The organism is Pedobacter ghigonis, assembly GCF_903166585.1.
Classification (GTDB): domain Bacteria; phylum Bacteroidota; class Bacteroidia; order Sphingobacteriales; family Sphingobacteriaceae; genus Pedobacter; species Pedobacter ghigonis.
Window position 1 is genome coordinate 1 of record NZ_CAESCM010000015.1, and the last position, 18,223, is coordinate 18,223.

The 18,223-nt window shown below is 39.9% G+C and carries 19 protein-coding genes; 5 read left to right on the forward strand and 14 right to left on the reverse strand.

Annotation, left to right across the window (positions count from 1 at the left end; translation table 11 throughout):
- A partial coding sequence (locus tag HWV58_RS19105) for a DUF4136 domain-containing protein (protein WP_175635627.1) occupies nt 1-218 on the forward strand: 218 nt, incomplete at its 5' end.
- A 6-nt stretch (nt 219-224) separates the two neighbouring features.
- Here HWV58_RS19105 and HWV58_RS19110 read toward each other — a convergent pair.
- Together HWV58_RS19110 and HWV58_RS19115 are read right to left on the reverse strand one after the other, a co-directional pair.
- Nucleotides 225-1,433 carry a glycosyltransferase family 4 protein gene (locus HWV58_RS19110; RefSeq protein WP_175635628.1) on the reverse strand — a complete coding sequence of 403 codons (1,209 nt, stop codon included), beginning with the start codon at nt 1,431-1,433 and terminating at the stop codon, nt 225-227.
- Between the two features lie 13 nt (nt 1,434-1,446).
- Nucleotides 1,447-2,265, reverse strand: coding sequence for a 2,3,4,5-tetrahydropyridine-2,6-dicarboxylate N-succinyltransferase (locus tag HWV58_RS19115; RefSeq protein WP_175635629.1), 819 nt, complete (start codon nt 2,263-2,265; stop codon nt 1,447-1,449).
- A 409-nt stretch (nt 2,266-2,674) separates the two neighbouring features.
- Between HWV58_RS19115 and HWV58_RS19120 the strand changes: the two genes are divergently transcribed.
- Nucleotides 2,675-3,073, forward strand: coding sequence for an RNA-binding S4 domain-containing protein (locus tag HWV58_RS19120; protein ID WP_124560717.1), 399 nt, complete (start codon nt 2,675-2,677; stop codon nt 3,071-3,073).
- A gap of 106 nt (nt 3,074-3,179) precedes the next feature.
- On the opposite strand, the gene HWV58_RS19125 is transcribed toward HWV58_RS19120, so the two are convergent.
- A complete protein-coding gene (locus HWV58_RS19125) occupies nt 3,180-3,950 on the reverse strand; it encodes an EcsC family protein (RefSeq protein ID WP_175635630.1) in 771 nt (256 codons plus the stop codon).
- Nucleotides 3,951-4,060: 110 nt separating this feature from the next.
- On the opposite strand from HWV58_RS19125, the gene HWV58_RS19130 reads away from it, so the two are divergent.
- Nucleotides 4,061-5,974 carry a TlpA family protein disulfide reductase gene (locus HWV58_RS19130; RefSeq protein ID WP_175635631.1) on the forward strand — a complete coding sequence of 638 codons (1,914 nt, stop codon included), beginning with the start codon at nt 4,061-4,063 and terminating at the stop codon, nt 5,972-5,974.
- Nucleotides 5,975-6,092: 118 nt separating this feature from the next.
- Here HWV58_RS19130 and HWV58_RS19135 read toward each other — a convergent pair whose 3' ends face one another.
- On the reverse strand, nt 6,093-6,575 hold the full coding sequence (locus tag HWV58_RS19135; protein ID WP_175635632.1) for a nucleoside deaminase: 483 nt from the start codon (nt 6,573-6,575) through the stop codon (nt 6,093-6,095).
- A 69-nt stretch (nt 6,576-6,644) separates the two neighbouring features.
- The gene (locus HWV58_RS19140) at nt 6,645-7,244 is read right to left on the reverse strand and encodes an OmpH family outer membrane protein (RefSeq protein WP_175635633.1); all 600 of its coding nucleotides are present in this window, start codon (nt 7,242-7,244) and stop codon (nt 6,645-6,647) included.
- Nucleotides 7,245-7,773: 529 nt separating this feature from the next.
- On the opposite strand from HWV58_RS19140, the gene gyrB reads away from it, so the two are divergent.
- Entirely contained in the window at nt 7,774-9,732 is a 1,959-nt protein-coding gene (gene gyrB / locus HWV58_RS19145) for a DNA topoisomerase (ATP-hydrolyzing) subunit B (protein WP_175635634.1), read from the forward strand.
- Between the two features lie 497 nt (nt 9,733-10,229).
- On the opposite strand, the gene HWV58_RS19150 is transcribed toward gyrB, so the two are convergent.
- From HWV58_RS19150 to HWV58_RS19190, 9 genes are all read right to left on the reverse strand, one after another.
- Nucleotides 10,230-11,156: a bestrophin family protein gene (locus HWV58_RS19150; RefSeq protein ID WP_124560709.1), complete on the reverse strand. Its 927-nt coding sequence runs from the start codon at nt 11,154-11,156 to the stop codon at nt 10,230-10,232.
- 28 nt (nt 11,157-11,184) lie between these two features.
- The gene (locus HWV58_RS19155; RefSeq protein WP_175635635.1) at nt 11,185-11,682 is read right to left on the reverse strand and encodes a hypothetical protein; all 498 of its coding nucleotides are present in this window, start codon (nt 11,680-11,682) and stop codon (nt 11,185-11,187) included.
- A gap of 490 nt (nt 11,683-12,172) precedes the next feature.
- Nucleotides 12,173-13,522: a sensor histidine kinase gene (locus HWV58_RS19160; RefSeq protein ID WP_175635636.1), complete on the reverse strand. Its 1,350-nt coding sequence runs from the start codon at nt 13,520-13,522 to the stop codon at nt 12,173-12,175.
- Complete coding sequence (locus tag HWV58_RS19165; RefSeq protein WP_175635637.1) at nt 13,523-14,200, reverse strand: response regulator transcription factor; 678 nt, start codon at nt 14,198-14,200, stop codon at nt 13,523-13,525. It lies immediately after the preceding gene.
- Nucleotides 14,201-14,375: 175 nt separating this feature from the next.
- Nucleotides 14,376-14,912, reverse strand: coding sequence for an SRPBCC family protein (locus HWV58_RS19170; protein ID WP_175635638.1), 537 nt, complete (start codon nt 14,910-14,912; stop codon nt 14,376-14,378).
- Nucleotides 14,913-14,975: 63 nt separating this feature from the next.
- Nucleotides 14,976-15,371, reverse strand: a complete 396-nt coding sequence (locus HWV58_RS19175; protein ID WP_175635639.1) for a group III truncated hemoglobin — start codon at nt 15,369-15,371, stop codon at nt 14,976-14,978.
- The gene (locus HWV58_RS19180) at nt 15,355-15,795 is read right to left on the reverse strand and encodes a hypothetical protein (protein ID WP_175635640.1); all 441 of its coding nucleotides are present in this window, start codon (nt 15,793-15,795) and stop codon (nt 15,355-15,357) included. The genes HWV58_RS19175 and HWV58_RS19180 overlap by 17 nt, the downstream gene beginning before the upstream one ends.
- A 64-nt stretch (nt 15,796-15,859) precedes the next feature.
- Nucleotides 15,860-16,285, reverse strand: a complete 426-nt coding sequence (locus HWV58_RS19185) for an aspartyl protease family protein (protein ID WP_175635641.1) — start codon at nt 16,283-16,285, stop codon at nt 15,860-15,862.
- 83 nt (nt 16,286-16,368) lie between these two features.
- Nucleotides 16,369-17,307: a malate dehydrogenase gene (locus HWV58_RS19190; RefSeq protein WP_175635642.1), complete on the reverse strand. Its 939-nt coding sequence runs from the start codon at nt 17,305-17,307 to the stop codon at nt 16,369-16,371.
- Between the two features lie 440 nt (nt 17,308-17,747).
- Here HWV58_RS19190 and HWV58_RS19195 point away from each other — a divergent pair, with 440 nt between their 5' ends.
- Complete coding sequence (locus tag HWV58_RS19195) at nt 17,748-18,203, forward strand: lipocalin family protein (RefSeq protein ID WP_175635643.1); 456 nt, start codon at nt 17,748-17,750, stop codon at nt 18,201-18,203.
- Nucleotides 18,204-18,223 lie beyond the last annotated feature (20 nt).

Consider the following 18,223-nt stretch of genomic DNA (forward strand, 5'->3'; position numbering starts at 1 on the left):
GAGGTTGGGGTGGCTGGGGCGGCCCAAGCTACGTAAACCAATACATTGAAGGCACCATTATTATCGATTTCTTAGATCCTGCTAAAAAGATTTTATTCTGGCACGGACAGGGAAGCGGCTTTAATTTAGATAATTTTAGTAAACGCGAACAACGTCTTTATACCGGCGTTAAAGAAATATTGGCCCAATATCCACCAAATGTGGTAGCTGCCAGATAAGCTTTATTATAGGCTAAGCATATTTAAATAGCAATTCATTAATTGCTGAGTAACTACAGGGCTGTTGAATTTTTGAACAAATTCCAGCCCTTTTTCTTTCATTTCTTTTTGCAGCTGTGGCGATCCGATGATGCTGTTGATGGCTTTGGCTAAAGCACCTGCATCGTTAGGCGAAACATAGAGGCTGTTGGGGCCACCTGCTTCCTCTAAACATGAACCTGTTGCTGCCACAACCGGCACTGCGGAATATAAAGCTTCAATAATGGGGATGCCAAAGCCTTCGTAAAACGAGGGGTAGGCAAAAACATCAGCCATCTGGTATATGCCGGGTAAATCGGCAAAGGGAATGTTTTGTAAAAATACAATCCTGTTTTTTAAACCAAGCTGCTCAATCTCTTGTTCAACCGTTTTGAAATATGGGGTACGTTTGCCAATTACGACCAGTTTATATGCTTCGTTCACCTCTTTTAAAGCCTGTACCATTAGTTTCAGGTTTTTACGTGCTTCGATGGTGCCTACGCTGAGGATAAACTTTTCTGGGAGTTTGTAAGTGGCTCTAATGCGGCTTAGGTTTTCTTTTGCAAAAGGGCTTTTGAAACTATCATCACAGCTTTGATAAATAACTGAAATTTTAGCAGGGTCAATACCGTACAAATCAACAATATCTGCTTTTGTTTTTTCGCTGATGGCGATAATCCGGTCGGCACGTTCGCAGGCCGATCTGCTTTTCCATTCGTAAAGCTTACGATCTATAAATTTGTAATACTGTGGAAAACGCAAAAATATTAAATCGTGTATGGTAACAACCGATTTAATGTGGGTATGCTGTATAGCTAAAGGGATTTCGTGGCTTAAACCATGAAAAATCTGAATGCCATCCTGGTTAAGGTCTTTAAGGATATTTAAGCTACGCCATAAAAACGACCCTGTTTTAGGGAGTTTTAATTCGATGTTTGGTTGGTCAAAAAAAGCATCGATCTGTTTGGCCGCTTTCACTTTGGGCGTGTAAACCAAATACTGGTTTGCCGGAAACTGCTGTGCCAGCTGCTCGATCAGCGAACGGCTGTAATTGCCCAGCCCGGTTAAATTATTGGCTGCGCGCTTGCCGTCGAATCCAATTTTATGGGGAATGCTTAAAGCCGAAAGCTCAAAGCTTGATTGCTCAAGTTCTGTACTTTCGGCTTTTTGTGTTTGTGTTTCGCTTTTAGCTTTCACCTTAGGGTTTGGCTTAAACGGCTACATTATTTTCTCTCAACGCATCGTTAAGTGAAGTTTTCTTATCTGTACTTTCTTTACGTTTACCTATAATTAAAGCACATGGCACCTGAAATTCGCCAGCAGGGAATTTTTTAGTGTAGCTACCTGGAATTACTACCGAACGGGCTGGTACAATACCTTTGTATTCAACCGGAGTTGGGCCGGTAACATCAATAATTTTAGTTGATGCAGTTAAAACCACATTGGCACCAAGTACAGCTTCTCTTTCTACTTTAACACCTTCTACAACAATTGCTCTTGAACCTAAGAAAGCATCATCTTCGATAATTACCGGAGCAGCCTGAACTGGCTCTAATACACCACCAATACCCACACCACCACTTAAATGAACGCGTTTACCAATCTGTGCACAAGAACCTACAGTAGCCCAGGTATCAACCATAGTACCTTCATCTACATAAGCGCCAATGTTAACGTAAGATGGCATCATGATTACACCTTTTGCTAAAAACGAACCGTAACGTGCGCTGGCCATAGGCACAACACGTACACCAGTTGTTTTATAATCGGTTTTTAAATCCATTTTATCGTGGTAAACAAATGGGCCGTTTTTAATTTCTTTCATCTCGCGAATCGGGAAATATAAAATTACCGCTTTCTTTACCCATTCATTAATGCCCCAGGAGTTTAAAACTGGTTCAGCAACGCGGATTTCGCCCTTATCTAAGCCCATAATTACGGCTTCGATGGCTTCGCAATAGTTGCTGTATTTTAAAAGGGTTCTGTCCTCCCAAGCGGCTTCAATTAATTTCTTTAAATCTGAATACATGATGTTTTTAAATTTTACGCAAAATAAATCAATTTTTGCTTATTAAAGGGCTAATTGTTTAAATTGTTTTGTTATTTGGTTAACTGGTTAATTGTTTAAAGCGGTTAACTGGGTATGCAGGTGGTTAAGTGGTTAATTGTTTAAATCGGTTAACTGTGTGTAGGTGGTTAACTGGTTAATTGTTTAAATTGGTTAACTGTGTGTAGGTGGTTAACTGGTTAATTGTTTAAATTGGTTAACTGTGTATGCAGGCGGTTTACTGGTTAGTTGTATAAATTGGTTAACTGTTGGAAGTAGCACCTACAATTAACCGATTAACCAATTTATACAATTAACCAACATAGCGATTAACCAGTTTATACAATTAACCAATACAGCAATTAACCTAATTACGTACTTTTGTACCTCTATGTCAGAAACAGAAAAACTAAGGATCGATAAATATTTGTGGGCCATCAGGTTGTTTAAAACCCGCAGTTTGGCTACTGATGCCTGTAAGGCGGGTAGGGTAAAGCTTAACGGCCAGAATATTAAAGCATCGGCCATTGTGAAAATCGGCGATGTTTATCAGGTATCGAAGGGAATTGAAAAGAAGGTAATCGAAGTAGTAGAATTTTCGTACAACAGAACCGATTCGCCAACTGCATTAACCAAGTATAAAGATTTAACGCCCGTTGAAGAAACCCATGCTTTTAAGTCGGCTTTCCATGCGCCAACGCTAAAACGCGACAGAGGAACTGGCCGTCCAACCAAAAAAGACAGACGGGAAACCGACGATTTATTGGGTGGAATATTTGAAGAGGAGTAGTTAGTTTTCAATTACCAGTTTTCAGTTCGCAATTAAAAGTTTTGAGTTACCAGTTTTCTGCACGCGTACTGTTAACTGCCAATTGAAAACTGAATCGCTATTCTGTTCACTTGCCCGTATTCAATTTGCGGTTTTCTTCCTGCGTACTGGTAATTGCATACTGTAAACTGAAATGCCTCATTCTATAACTCATCATGGCAGTTCTGCCCAGTTTTTCAATCAGCTTATAATTGGCTACAGCGCCAACTGCAGCCCCAACAAAGGGGAGCATTTGGGCCAGTTTGGCCAGATCAATATAATCACGGTATTGTTGTTGAAAGGTTAGCCAGTCAAATTCATCAATATTAGTAGGCAGTTTGTGCGCCTTATTATCCCAATCCTGCATTTTAATAAAAACCTGCTGACTTTCTCCTTTACTCGAAAAAGCAAGTTGAAAAATGTGCAGGATGTACAAGCGCTCGCGGTAATCTTTTACGTCATAACCATAAACTGCCGCGATATCGAAAAGCATTTTCATTTTGATGCCGAGTAACAAGGGGAAATCGGCTAAACTCATTAAAAAACCACCCGCGCCGGTAATACCGCCTTCTGCTGCCCCTGTATTTTTGTAATTTTCGATCTTTTGTTTAATCAGGGCCTCCCGATGCATCAGTGTTAAATCGGTAACAGGCTTCGAAGTTGTAAAAGTAGAACCAAAAAGAACCGCTTTAACCATTTGTTTGATGGCTGCAGTAATGGCCTGATGCACTTTATCCGGAATAACGCTGTTAATTTTCTTTTGAACCTTATCGGTTACCTTACTCAAAAGTGATGGCTTCTGCAAGATTTTAAACTTCCAGAACTCCATTTCGCTCGTTATTTTTTGCTCGTAGGTCATGTAAAATATACTGCAATAATTATTCCTTAAAATTTAACAAAATTTAATGATAATAAAACAATAGAAAACGATATATTTAGTTATCTGAAACAATATCTAAACCTTTCATTATGAAAACATTGAAAATCTTGTCTTTGCTCGTGCTGGCAGCCGGGACAGCGCAGGCACAAGGTGTAAAATTTGCGGTTAATCAACCCGCTGCAGGTAGCAAAGTGAAGTTTACCTATACGCCAAAAGGAACCAATCTCGAAAACCTGGCCGATGTAAAATGTACCAGCTATACTTTCTTCTCGGGTACAAACCCAAAGAATGCCAAAGTTGAGCTGGTAAAAGATGGCGAAATTTATAAAGGTGAAATTAGTACACCCGATAGCGCAACCGTTGTAGGACTGGCTTTCTCGGTTGGCGACCAAAAAGATGAAGCACCAGCAGGTTATGTTTTGGAACTTACAAAAGGTGGGAAAGTAGCGCCTGAGGCCTATCTTAACGAAGCTTTCCTCTATGGTTTAGCCGGTAATTATTACCTGGGACTTACACTCGATCCTGAAAAGGCTGAAGGACTTTATAAACAAGCTTTTACACTAAAACCAGCACTTAAGAAGAAGAATTTATATGCTTATCTGTCTCTCGCATATAAAGCCGATAAAGAAAAAGGCGGCAAAATGATTAGCGAAAACATTCAGCAGCTGGCTAAAATAAAAGAACCCCAGGAGGAAGACCTGACAACCACCTTAAACTTGTATAATTTGCTAAAGCAAAGGCCACAGGTTGATTCGGTTAAAGCCATTATACTTAAAAAATATCCCATAGGTAATTATGCTTACGGGCAAGATATGAATGCACTTTTTGGCACCAAAGATTTTGCTGAGCAGGAGAAAAAAGCTTTGGATATGATTGTGAAATATCAATACGATCCGGCTAAAAAAGCAGATGAATCAAAATTAAACTCCATTTATAATATTTTAGCTAATTCGAGTATCAAAGCTAAAGCTTTAGATAAATTTGAGTTGTACAGCAGCAAAGTAACCAATAAGCAGAGTAAAGCCAGTTTGTACAATGTTTTTGCCTGGCCATCTGCCGAGAAAAAAGAGAACCTGGAATTAGCAGCAAAATTCTCTAAACAATCGCTCGATTTGATAGAAGCGGCTAAAAATGATGAAGTTCCGTCTTATTTCTCTTCAAAAGATGAGTATATAAAATCGCTCGATCGGGCTTATGCCATGTATGCCGATACCTATGCACTATTGTTGCATCATCAGGGTAATAACAAAGATGCATTGGCTTATCAGGAAAAAGCTAAAGCCTATAACGATGCCAGTGGTAACGAGCGGTATGTAATGTATTTAAATTTAACAGGTAATAAAGATAAAGCCTATACTGAAGCTGAAAAGATCATTAAAGAAGGAAAAGCCACTGACTCTTTGAAAGCTACTTTCAAAACGCTTTACACCACTTTAAAGAAAGAAGGTTCTTATGAAACCTATATCGCCAATTTGGAAAAAGCAGCAATCGAAAAAGAGAAAGCAGAGTGGACCAAGAAAATGATCAATATCCCGGCTCCGGCCTTTTCATTAACCAATTTAAAAGGCGAAACGGTTAGTTTAGCCAGTTTGAAAGGTAAAATTGTGATATTGGATTATTGGGCAACCTGGTGTGGTCCGTGTGTAGCCTCTTTTCCGGGTATGCAAAAAGCAATGGCTAAATATTCGGGCAATCCCAATGTAGTGTTTTTGTTTGTAAACACCTGGCAAACAGAAGATAACCGCGAAAAACTGGTAACCGATTTTATTGCTGAAAAGAAATACAATTTTAATGTGCTTTACGATACCAAGAATGCGAAAGATCCTTCGAAATTTGATGTGGTAAGCGCTTATAAAGTAGATGGAATCCCGACAAAATTTATCATTGATGCAGATGGAAATATCCGGTTTAAAGCAGTAGGCTTTTCTGGTTCGGATGATGGTGTAGTTAAAGAAATAGATGCAATGGTGGGCTTATTGGCGGCAAAAGAGTCAAGCAAATAGGCCGTGTTTTTATAGATATTATTAACGAGAATGATCGTCATTTCGAGCGGAGTGTAAAGCAGTCGAGAAATCTATAACAGATCTCTACACTACGTTCCAGTCGAGATGACGATCTCTTTTAATAGGTAATTCGCAAAGGCGAGGTTTCCCAAAGTTTAAAAGCTTCAAGCGCTTCATCGCGCATAAGCTGTACAATGGGTAAAGTTCTTTTATCCATGGTTTTTTCCAGCTCCTCGTAAATAAATTTATCGCTGAAACCAATGTTTTCGGCATCGGCTTTGGTATTGGCGTAGTAAATGGTTTCAATGCGTGCCCAGTAAATGGCGCCTAAGCACATAGGGCAAGGCTCACAGCTGGTATATACTACACAGCCACTCAAATCGAAAGTGCCCAGTGCTTCGCAAGCCAGACGAATGGCCGATACTTCCGCGTGGGCAGTAGGATCGTTGGTTGAAGTTACTTTATTGGCCGAACCGGCAATAAATTTGCCATCCTTTACAATCACGGCGCCGAAAGGGCCACCTATATGCTGACTTACATTCTCTACCGACAGCGCTATGGCCATCTGCATAAATTCTTCGTGTTGCCTGTTATTTTCCATGGTGATATTAAGGTACAAAAAAAATGCCCCGATTTTGTTCGGGGCATTTCATATTCAGTATTTTAATGCTTATTTTTTGCTGTATTCGGCATTTAAACCTTTAATCACTTCTGATGTTACATCTAAGCTTTCATCGGCAAATAAAATAGCACTGTTACCTTTTGAGTAAGTCAAAACCATTTTAAAGCCTTTTTCTTTGGCATAAACTTTTAAGTAAGCAGCTACTTTATCATAAAGTTTCTCGTTTTCAACAGCTTGCTCGTTTTGTAAAGCACCACCTGCATTTTGCTGATAAGTTTGTAACTCCTGTTGTTTACGGGCCAAACGCTCTTCTGTAGATTTACGTTGATCTGCTGATAGCGTTTGTGCTGATTGCTGGTACTGGGCTACTTCGCGTTGAAAGGCTTGTCCTTTAGCTTGCATATCGGCTTGTGCATTTTTGGTTTTACCCTCAAATTTCACCTTAAGATCTTTAAAATACTCGTATTTTGTTAACAAAGAATCAGAGTTAACATATACAATTTTCTCGCTTGCAGAAACTGCTGCGGTAGTATTATCTGTTTTTTTTGTTTCAGTAGTTTTAGCTTCTTTGTTTTGGCAGGCTGTGAAAGTTGTAATCAAAGCAGCTGTCGCAAATAAACCAAAGGTTTTGATGGTTCTTCTTTCCATTATTGTTTAATAAATTTTAGCAAACTTATATAAATTAGTTTTGATATGCAATTTAAGAGTTGCACAGTACTGACTTAAAACGTCATGCTTTGCAAATTATTTGAAAAGCAATAGCAGTTTTTCATTTTAAAGCTTCTTCCCGCTAATCGCTTTACTACGCAAATAGCTGTAAAAAAGCTATTTACTTCGTGTTCGCTTATATCGGGTTTAGGTGGCTAAAGCAGCTTTAAAATTGGCGGTAGCAGGTGTACAACCAATAAAAGAACCACAAGCTTTGAAAATTCAACCCTATCGGATAGCGATCGGATGAAATGGAAAGCGCCCGATTCTTCGTCGCGACTTGTAATGTAAGGCGGGATTAACGCTGAATTGAAACACAGGATTTGCTTTTCATAACCTTATTTAAACGATGCCTAACAGCTTTTTGCTTTGGCCTTTAAGGGCTCACATCTCTCCCAAAACTTATCCACATATTAGCTTAATTGCCAAAATTTCCGTATTTTTGATACTTATAGTTTTTAATTAATATATGAGCGAAGAACAGGATTTAAAGTCAAATTATTCGGCAGATAATATACAGGTTTTAGAAGGTTTAGAAGCGGTGCGTAAGCGCCCTTCGATGTATATAGGTGATACCGGTGTTAAAGGATTACACCATTTGGTTTACGAGGTTGTAGATAACTCTATTGATGAGGCTTTGGCCGGTCATGCAGATACAATCGACGTTAGGATTTTACAAGGAAACTCGATCAGGGTTGAAGATAACGGCCGTGGTATCCCGACCGGAATTAATACTAAAGAAAATAAATCGGCGCTTGAAATCGTAATGACGGTTTTACACGCGGGTGGTAAATTTGATAAAGATACTTACAAAGTTTCTGGTGGTTTACACGGTGTGGGGGTAAGTTGCGTTAACGCATTATCTACCGATTTAAAAGCAGAGGTGCACCGCGAAGGTAAAATCTGGATGCAGGAGTATAAAATTGGTGTTCCGCAATACGACGTGAAAGAAGTTGGAACTACCGATAAGCGTGGTACGATTGTAACTTTTACTCCGGATGCAACTATCTTTACCCAAACTACAGAGTATAAATACGATACTTTAGCTGGCCGTTTGCGCGAGCTGGCTTTCTTAAATAAAGGCATTAAGCTTACCTTAACAGATGAGCGTGAAACTTTAGCAGATGGCAGTTTCTTCTCAGAAACTTTCCACTCGGAAGGTGGTTTGAAAGAGTTTGTTGCCTTTTTAGATGGTACACGCACTTCAATCCTGGCTGAGCCAATTTATATTGAAGGTATTAAAAACGGTATTCCGGTTGAGCTGGCTTTCCAGTATAACGACAGTTACTCTGAAAATGTACACTCTTACGTAAACAACATTAATACGCACGAAGGTGGTACCCACATTGCAGGTTTTCGTAGAGGTTTAACCCGTACTTTAAAAAACTATGCCGATAAAGAAGGTTTGTTAAAGAACGTAAAAATGGAAATTACCGGCGATGACTTTAGAGAAGGTTTAACCGCAGTAGTTTCGGTAAAAGTACAAGAACCTCAGTTTGAAGGACAAACTAAAACCAAACTGGGTAACAGTGAGGTAATGGGTTCGGTAGATGTGGCTGTAGGTGAGGCATTGGGTAACTATCTGGAAGAAAATCCGAAAGAAGCCAAAATGATTATCAACAAGGTAATCTTAGCTGCTACTGCGCGTGCTGCGGCACGTAAAGCCCGCGAAATGGTGCAGCGGAAGAGCGTAATGGGCGGTTCGGGTTTACCGGGTAAACTGGCCGATTGCTCTGACAGTGATCCGGAAAGATGTGAAATCTATCTGGTAGAGGGTGACTCGGCGGGTGGTACCGCTAAGCAAGGTCGCGATAGAAACATTCAGGCTATTTTACCTTTAAAGGGTAAGATTCTGAACGTAGAGAAAGCGATGGAGCACAAGATTTACGAGAACGACGAGATTAAAAATATGTTTACCGCAATTGGGGTGAGCATTGGTACACCGGAAGATGATAAGGCTTTAAACTTAACGAAACTGCGTTACCACAAAATCGTAATCATGACGGATGCTGATATTGACGGTTCGCACATTACGACCCTGATTTTAACATTCTTCTACCGTTACATGCGTGCATTAATCGAAGCTGGTTATGTTTACATTGCATCGCCACCACTTTATCAGGTTAAAAAAGGTAAAGATTTCGAATATTGCTGGAATGACGTACAACGCGATGCGGCTGTACAACGTTTAAAAGGTGCAGGTAAGGAAGAAAGCGTACACATTCAACGTTACAAAGGTTTGGGGGAGATGAACGCCGAGCAGTTGTGGGATACTACTTTAAATCCGGCAACGCGTACTTTATTACAGGCTACAATTGAAAGTGCTGCAGAGTGCGATCACACTTTCTCTATGTTAATGGGCGATGAAGTTGCACCACGTAGAGAGTTTATTGAGCGTAATGCGAAATATGCGAAGATTGATGCTTAAGTGAGTTTTAAGCTTAAAGCCTAAAGCTGAAAGCAATATAATTTACCCTCTTCAAGTTAAATCCTGGAGAGGGTTTTTTGTTTACTGCCTTCTATACTGTATTTGTTTTAACAGCCCTTCGAGAGGCTACTTGACAAAACCAATAGAAGAGTCGTCATTTCGACTGAAGCCAGCCGGTTTTTCACCGGTGGCGGAACGGAGAAATCTATGGAGACAGATTTAGCTTCGCTGAGCACTTCGTGATTCTCGACTTCGTTGCACTCCGCTCGAAATAACGAGCTCAGAGGCGCTCATTCATATAGATTTATATACCTTAGATTATTCCTCAGGATCGACAAGGCTATTTACAGCTCAGGATAAAGACGCAAAAAAAAGCCATTCAAAAATTTCGAATGGCTTTTATTATTTGTACACTTAACTATAGCTGCTCCTCATCCAAGCAACAAACCATAGTACTTAACTAACCGCTATCAAACGATTTTCTTTATCGACTGGCCCTACAAAATGTAGTACGATCCTACAGGAGCCAGTTCTGTTTGAGGTTTATCCTCGTATATTTTATTGTCATCCAGCATTTGGCACAGATCGCGTTCAATGTTCCGGCAAATAGTGGTGGTAGGTGTATCAGTCGGTTTATTTTCGAAGGGATCCTGAAGGTGTACGGCCATCTTTTCTACCAAAAGGAAAAACGCGGCAATAGCTACAACCAGAGGTACCTCCATATATCCGAAGTATTCAATCAAACCAAAAGGAAGCAATACAATAAATAAATGGATAGACATATTGATGTATTTGCTATAGGTAACCGGAAAAACCGTGTTTTTGATCCTTTCCGAACCGCCCATGTGGTTACATAAGGCCGTAATGGTTTTATCGATCTCTATTTGCTGGTATTTATTTATCCAGCCTTCCTGTAAAGCTTTTTTAAGGTCCATAGCATGCAACTCTAATATAGAAGTGGTTACATTTTTACGCTTTTTAATAAAGGCCATTTCCTCGGCACTGAGGTATTCTTCCAATCCTTTTCGGGCGTTAAATCCTCTTAACGATTGGCTTAAAGCATAACACCAGGCAATTTGTCTTTTGATAAATTTTTCTTTAAAGGCTTCAATCTCATCGGAGCCATAAGGATTCTCTACGAAAGACAATATCTGGCGGGAGATTGATCTCGAATCGTTAACTATGGCCCCCCATAGGATTCTGGCCTCCCACCATCTATCGTAAGCCTGATTGGAACGAAATGCCAATAACAGGGAAATGATGGTTCCCAATAATGCCGGTACTGCAACTGGAATGGATATACGCGTAACGTGGAAGTTTTCGTATAGCACTACAATACCTATTGAGTAGCCTATAACAAACAGAAGTTCTTTCTTGATCTTCCCGAATATATAAGTGAGCGGAATATTATTTCGTAACAGCATATGATAATTTTTTATAAATAATTTTTGATTAAGCACTTGCTTCCTGCAACTGCGTTTCCTGAATCTTGGTATCGATTAAATTTTCTGTAGCCAGCACACTGCTTGATGTTAACTGCATTACCGGGCATCCGGCTCGGCCGGTTAAAATTTTCGGATCGATGCTATATTTGTTGATGGGGGTAAAATTGTAGCCATCTAAGTAGGCAATGCAGTCTACATCAAAAGCTTCGATGAAATTTTTAAAGGCGGCAACAGTGCTTCCGTAAAAATATTCAAGGCCTATAGCATTAATTTGATTAGTATATTTTGCTTTAACCTGGTCTAATTGCTGGTAAAATTCATCGCTAATGTTTTCATAATCGCGACTACGGCGGCTTAGCATCAGCATATCGGTTATCGAATCTGATAATTTAAAAGCGTGCACAAAAATGATATTCAGGGTTTCGTTACGCTGGTTCTGAACAAGCGCATCGATAATGTTAATGCTTCCTAATTTAAAATCGGTAGGTACTAAAACTGTTTTCATGGCTTTATCATTTTTTAAATGAATTAAATATTTATACAAGTTTAGCCCGATATGATTACAGCGAAATAAGAACGGTATTAGAATGAGATTAGAATGCATTCCTTATTGGAGTGGCAGGGATTAATTGTTCATTGGTTCATTCGTCATTAGTTCATTTGGGCTGGCGGTTGTTTATTAGTTCATTCGTCATTGGTTCATTTGTGTTGGTAGTAGCAGAATAATCAATTACCAATAATCAGAGGAGAGACTTTAAGTCAATGATGCATGTACAAGAAATAATAACCAAAAAACAATAATCAAAGGGAGCCTATAAATTAATGATGCATGAACAACGCAATGCCTATTGAACGATTAGGCTATTAACCAATTAGCTATTGACTAATGAACGATTATGCTATGGACTATTAACCAATGAACGATTAGGCTATGAACTATTAACTAATGAACTATTGACCAATGAACAATCAAGCTATGGTAATGAACCGTCGAACTAAATCTTAACAGGTAACAAAACCTTAATCTCAGTACCTACGCCTTCCTGCGATTTGATGGCGATGCTGCCACGGTGCAGGCGGATAATATTTAAAGAAAGGGGAAGTCCCACGCCATAACCTTTAAAATCGTTGGTGTTTGATGCGCGGTAAAAGGGCTCGAATATATGCTGAATATCGGTTTGGGGAATCCCGATCCCTCTATCGGTAACGGCAATAGAAAGGGTATTGGCATTGCTTTCAATACTAACGCTCACCAGCTTTTCATTAGAGTATTTGCAGGCATTACTCACAATGTTGTTTAAGGCCAGTTTCATCAGGTTTTTGTTCGCCCTTAAAGTAAGCAGGTTTTCATCGTCGGGGAGTTTGCTAAAGTCGATTTCGATTTTACTGTTGGGGTGCACCTGGTTAACCGAATCTTTAATTTCCCAGAGCAGTTCGTCCATTCTAACTTCTTCCCAGGGTTGGTTCTTGCCGTTAAAGCCTGATTGGGCCAGGCCAAGCAAACTGGTTAAAATATGCTCCAGCCGTTCAGCTTCGTCTTTGATTTTGGATAGTGCCTTTCCTTGTTTTTGCTCATCATTTATGGTTTTCATGGCTAGCTCTACTTCACCACTGATGATGGTTAAAGGGGTTCTCAATTCGTGCGAAGCATTGCTGATAAAATTATTTTGGGTTTCGAAAGCGGTTTCCAAACGGTTAAGCATGTTGTTAAAAGTTTGGGCCAGTTGCGACATTTCATCGTTTCCTGCTTTAACATCGAGCCTTAAGTGCAGGTTTTCGGCTTTGATTTTTTTTACGCTTTTAATGATGTTACGCAGTGGCATAAGCATGTAGTTGGAGAATTTCCAGCCTACAACAAATGATAAGATAACAGAAAGGAAAAAGCCAATGATCAGGATTCTTTGCAGGTCCTTCAACTCACGAAAGCCAAACGGATCGTTTGCCGAAACAATAACAATGTAACCACTATTTTTATTTTTAAAGAATTTGCCGGCATAAAAATGGTTTTCAACCCGGTAACGGGCCATGGCACCTGTTTTTATCCGGTTGTAAAAGCTTGCCGGCAGCTTCCGGTCGAGTGCTTTAACTTCTCCGGCCCGCATAATGTATTCTTTTTCCGAGGGTAAGCGCTCCAGGTATTGGTTACGCATTTTGGCGTAGGCAGTATTGTTAACATCTTCATAGAGTTTAATCTGCGCAGCAATTTTAACCCTGGCCTCTAAACGTTTGTAGAAATCTTCGAAAGCAAACTCATTGGAAAAATACCATACAAAACCACTTAACAGGGAAATAATAACAGCCGAAAGAATGGCAAAGAGTAAAGTGATTTTTTTAGCAATCTGCATTTATTTTTCTTTTAACACATAGCCGAGACCTACGGCCGTGTGGATGAGTTTCTCACCGGCGTTTTTATCTATTTTTTTGCGGAGGTAATTTACGTAAACATCAACTACGTTGGTGCCCAGGTTAAAGTCTATATCCCAAACATTCTCTAATATATCAATCCGCGATAAAATTTTCGATTTATTTTTGGCCAGGTATTCTAGGAGGCGGTATTCTGTTGCAGTGAGTACAATTTCCTGCTGGTTGCGTTTTACTGTTTTTGCGCTCAGGTTAATTTGCAGATCGGCAATGTTAATGATCTGATCCTGGGTAGTAATGCCGCTGTATCTTCTCAGCAGCATCCTTATCCTTGCAAAAAGCTCGGCAAATTTAAAGGGTTTAATCAAGTAATCGTCGGCACCATTGTCGAGTCCGTTTACTACATTTTCGGTAGTGCCCAATGCCGTAAGCATAATGATCGGGGTTTGGGGTTTCTGCGTTTTAATGATTTTGCAGAGCTCCAGACCGTTTATCCCTGGTAGCATGATGTCGAGAATGATCAGATCGAAATTATGTTCTGCGGCCATCTGTTTCCCGATTAAGCCATCGGGGGCAATACTAACCGTGAAGCCTTCTTCCGTAAGACCTCTCGATACCACAGAAACCACACTCGGTTCATCTTCTACTAGTAGTAAGTTCATTTAAGCAGCAAATAATCTAAAAAATAGCGAAATACAAAATATTTAGCACCAGAAGTTGTTTTTTAATGCTTTTTTAACGCCAAACCGACACAATTGTTTGATTTTTTTTGGGCTAAACAAAAAGAAGGCTCCTCAATTTTAATTGAGAAGCCTCTATAATTGGTGTTAGCTAAAATTAGCTTCCTTTTTCCGATTTTTCTTTCAGCGATTTTAAGCCATCTTCAAAATCTTTGCCGATCATTTTATCCATGCTTACAAAAACGCACATCCATTTCGAAATCATATTGTTTTCGCCACTCATGGTCCAGGTTACTTTCTGGCCGGCGCCATCAGGCTGAATATCGAATTTAGTGTCTGCTAAACTTTCGAAGGGTTTAATGAATTTAAGCTCAATGTCTACGTTGGTACTTGGTTTTGCTGTTAATATAGTCATCGATCCCTGTCCGGTTTCTTTACCTTCCCAGGCGTACACGTGGCCAGGTTGAGCAGGCGTGCCAGCGTAAGTTGTTTTGGCACTTGGTTCCATTTTAGCCCATGGATTCCATTTGTAGAATTCTTTGAAATCGGCAATGTTTTTATAAATAACACTATCAGGAGCGTTAATTACAGTGCTGCGACTAACTGAATAGGTTTTTGGTAATACCAGTCCGCCTATAACAAATATAATTGCCAGTACGACAATGATACCTACTAAGATTCTAAGAAATTTCATATTTGATTGTTTTGGTTAACTTAAATTTATAAAGAAACCAGTATAAATCAAAACAAAATTTGTTTAAACGATTTTGATTTTTGATGGTGGTGCATTTAATTTAAAATGCATTAAATCGGCAATAGACTGCGCCTTTTGTTTAATGGTTTCGGTATTTGGGCCAGCAAATAAGTCATCAACAGTTTGGTAAAAGAGGTTTTTCCAGGTATCGAACTCTGCTGTTTGCAAAGGTGCTTTATCGTTGATGGCAAAATGGGTAAGCATGGGGTTGCCTTTGTAAATGGCTTTGCCAAAAAGGATACTTTCCCAAAAATCGTGCATTTTGGGCAGGTGATGCTGCCAGTCTACCTTCGCTATCTGGGTAAATATTGGTCCGATTTTATCATTCAGCTGTACCTTTTGGTAAAAACTATCGACCAAAAGGATAATGTCTTCCCTGTTGTTAATATCGTTTTTCATAGCGCAGTGAGTTTAGGTTTAAGCATCCAAGTACAATGAGTAATAAAAGTTTGATGCTTTCGATGATGATATACAAAATATGATGATGGCTTGCTGGGGGAGGCATTCCTGCCAGTACCAGTTTTGCCCTTTCATCTAATAATGGCAACAGCCAAAAAGTATCGGCCAGTAAGATAGCCGTAAGTATAACAAGTAGCTTACTTTTTATGTTTTTGAAAGGTGCCGGAAAGGAACAAATTAAAACAATGGCTAACAGGGCAATTTCGATTTTGTTGAGTGCCTGAAAAACCAGCTGTCCAATGCCCAAACCCAATGGAATGGTAATGCCTGGAGCCAGAAACTTAAGTGGTGCTTCTAAAAAACTGATCCCGGCAATTAATCCTGCCCAGAAAATGAGGCAAAAACATGCGATTAACTTCTTCATTTGATACAAATATCACCTAAAATGAACTGTAAAAAATGATTAGGGTCATAAAAAGAAATAATCTTTATTTATACAGCCTTAAAATCATTTTGTTGTAATCGATAACGGCTTTATGCTGCATTAAAATATCGCCCCCAATAATGCCAGAAATAGGAGGGTGGCCAAACTGCTGGTAAGTATCGCTCACCGATTGGAGGTCGAAAGCAACGGTTTCGTAGTTTTTGATTTTTAACGAACCGATTTTTAGCTCAGGGATTGTTGCCTGTATGGTAGTGGTTGTGGTAAAAAGGGTGGCTGCGTTAATTTCTTCAGATACCTGAAGGGTTGCGGCCAGGTGTTTCTCGATTAGGGCTTTATCAAACACGCTGCGCGATGCTCCTGTATCGAGTACGACTAAATGGGTATCTTTAAAAACAACAACTTCTACCAACAGGTGAAAGCCATCGTCTTGCAGGTTAATCAGTTGAAGCGGTATTGAAATTGATCTCATTGATTTTCAAGCTGTAATGCTGAGATACGAAGCATCTGTTTCATTGGTTGCAGATGCTTCGTACCTCAGCATGACATGTAAATTTATACCAATTTCATTTCAGCCAGTACGCTGTTCATATTTCTAACGGCATCGGCACTTTTGTTAAATGCTGACTGTTCATCCTCGGTTAGTTTAAAGTCGATAATTTTTTCCCAGCCGCTGCGGCCAACAATTACCGGTACACCTAAACAGATATCATCCTGACCGTATTCGCCTTCTAAAGAAACGCAGCAGGTAAACAATTTTTTCTCGTCGCGTAAAATGGCTTCAACCAAAGCGGCACCGGCTGCACCGGGTGCGTACCAGGCCGAAGTTCCAATCAGGCCTGTTAGGGTTGCACCGCCAACCATTGTATCGGCAGCAACCTTATCTAAAGTGGCTTTGTCAAGCAAATTGGTTACCGGTAAACTTTGGTAAGTGGCGAGGCGTGTTAATGGAATCATGGTAGTATCGCCATGACCGCCAATTACAAAGCCTTGTAAATCGTTCGGGTTGCAGTTTAAAGCCTGCGATAAATAAAACTTAAATCGCGAGCTATCTAAGGTGCCACCCATGCCAATGATGCGGTTTTTAGGCAGACCTAACGATTTCAGGGCTAAATAAGTCATGGTATCCATTGGGTTGCTGATCACAATAATGATCGCCTCCGGAGAGAATTTTAATATATTTTCTGCAACGCCTTTTACAATACCGGCATTAATGCCAATCAGTTCTTCACGCGTCATACCCGGTTTACGTGGCAAACCAGAGGTAATTACCACCACATCCGAACCTTCGGTTTTACTGTAATCGCCCGTTACGCCGGTAATTTTGGTATCGTAACCCAAAAGGGTTGCGGTTTGCATCATATCAATGGCTTTACCTTCGGCGAAACCTTCTTTAATATCTAATAATACAAGCTCGTTCGCCAGTTCTTTTCGTGCAATGTTATCTGCACAAGTTGCGCCAACTGCGCCTGCTCCTACAACCGTTACTTTCATATATCTAAAATTTTATGGTTTGCTGTATAAATATCAATCGAAGGTATAAATAAATATAAGGTTTAAAAATGCTTTTGAAAACTTTATAGACTGATAAGTGTGCAATCGATACTAAAAGGCTCACAATTGATAGTGACAGGCTAACAATTGATGGTGTCGGGGTAGCAATTGGTAGTGGTGGGTAAGCAATTTATAGTAGCAGGCTAACAATTGATGGTGTTGGCTTAGCAATTGGTAGTGGCAGGCTAACAATTGATGATGGAGGGTTAGCAATTGATGGTGGTACGTTAGCAATTAATAGCGGTGAGTTCGCGATTGACAGTGGCAGGTTAGCAATCGATACTGGCGGGAGTTGCAACTCATAAAGGATGGGAAACATTGAGCGGTGATCATTAAAACTTTATTTCTAATCTGATGGTTATTGATTAAAGCCTATTGTCATGGAAAATAAACCTATTGCAGACCTCGATTATAAAGCCTTTGCCGGCAAATGGTATTCCCTGTATTCGATCCCAACTTTGTTGGATAAACATTGGAAACAGACAACCGAAACCTATACTTTGGCCGATAATGACCATTTTGATGTGTATACCACTTACCACAAAGCGGGTAAACCTGAAGAAAAATCAATCAGGTCGAAGCTGTTTTTTAATGAAGAGAAACACGATGGCGATATGAAAGCCCAGTTTTTATGGCCTTTTAAAATCGGCTACTGGATTATAGAACTGGCCGCCGATTACAGTTACGTGGTAGTGGGGCATCCTGACGAAAAGTACCTCTTTATTATGGCCCGCGAACCCAAAATGGAGGCTGATTTACTGGTGCATATTATTGAAAGATGCAGGCAGAAAGGTTATGAAGTGAGTAAACTGGTGAGTCAGGAGCATTTTGGCTAAACCTATAAGGTTTTTAAAAC

What these genes read in the sequence shown, in the direction of transcription:
- HWV58_RS19115 (WP_175635629.1), bottom strand. Translation starts at nt 2,265, where the DNA reads ATGTATTCAGATTTAAAGAAATTAATTGAAGCCGCTTGGGAGGACAGA.
- HWV58_RS19120 (WP_124560717.1), top strand. Translation starts at nt 2,675, where the DNA reads ATGTCAGAAACAGAAAAACTAAGGATCGATAAATATTTGTGGGCCATC.
- HWV58_RS19125 (WP_175635630.1), bottom strand. Translation starts at nt 3,950, where the DNA reads ATGACCTACGAGCAAAAAATAACGAGCGAAATGGAGTTCTGGAAGTTT.
- HWV58_RS19130 (WP_175635631.1), top strand. Translation starts at nt 4,061, where the DNA reads ATGAAAACATTGAAAATCTTGTCTTTGCTCGTGCTGGCAGCCGGGACA.
- HWV58_RS19135 (WP_175635632.1), bottom strand. Translation starts at nt 6,575, where the DNA reads ATGGAAAATAACAGGCAACACGAAGAATTTATGCAGATGGCCATAGCG.
- HWV58_RS19140 (WP_175635633.1), bottom strand. Translation starts at nt 7,244, where the DNA reads ATGGAAAGAAGAACCATCAAAACCTTTGGTTTATTTGCGACAGCTGCT.
- gyrB (WP_175635634.1), top strand. Translation starts at nt 7,774, where the DNA reads ATGAGCGAAGAACAGGATTTAAAGTCAAATTATTCGGCAGATAATATA.
- HWV58_RS19150 (WP_124560709.1), bottom strand. Translation starts at nt 11,156, where the DNA reads ATGCTGTTACGAAATAATATTCCGCTCACTTATATATTCGGGAAGATC.
- HWV58_RS19155 (WP_175635635.1), bottom strand. Translation starts at nt 11,682, where the DNA reads ATGAAAACAGTTTTAGTACCTACCGATTTTAAATTAGGAAGCATTAAC.
- HWV58_RS19160 (WP_175635636.1), bottom strand. Translation starts at nt 13,522, where the DNA reads ATGCAGATTGCTAAAAAAATCACTTTACTCTTTGCCATTCTTTCGGCT.
- HWV58_RS19165 (WP_175635637.1), bottom strand. Translation starts at nt 14,200, where the DNA reads ATGAACTTACTACTAGTAGAAGATGAACCGAGTGTGGTTTCTGTGGTA.
- HWV58_RS19170 (WP_175635638.1), bottom strand. Translation starts at nt 14,912, where the DNA reads ATGAAATTTCTTAGAATCTTAGTAGGTATCATTGTCGTACTGGCAATT.
- HWV58_RS19175 (WP_175635639.1), bottom strand. Translation starts at nt 15,371, where the DNA reads ATGAAAAACGATATTAACAACAGGGAAGACATTATCCTTTTGGTCGAT.
- HWV58_RS19180 (WP_175635640.1), bottom strand. Translation starts at nt 15,795, where the DNA reads ATGAAGAAGTTAATCGCATGTTTTTGCCTCATTTTCTGGGCAGGATTA.
- HWV58_RS19185 (WP_175635641.1), bottom strand. Translation starts at nt 16,285, where the DNA reads ATGAGATCAATTTCAATACCGCTTCAACTGATTAACCTGCAAGACGAT.
- HWV58_RS19190 (WP_175635642.1), bottom strand. Translation starts at nt 17,307, where the DNA reads ATGAAAGTAACGGTTGTAGGAGCAGGCGCAGTTGGCGCAACTTGTGCA.
- HWV58_RS19195 (WP_175635643.1), top strand. Translation starts at nt 17,748, where the DNA reads ATGGAAAATAAACCTATTGCAGACCTCGATTATAAAGCCTTTGCCGGC.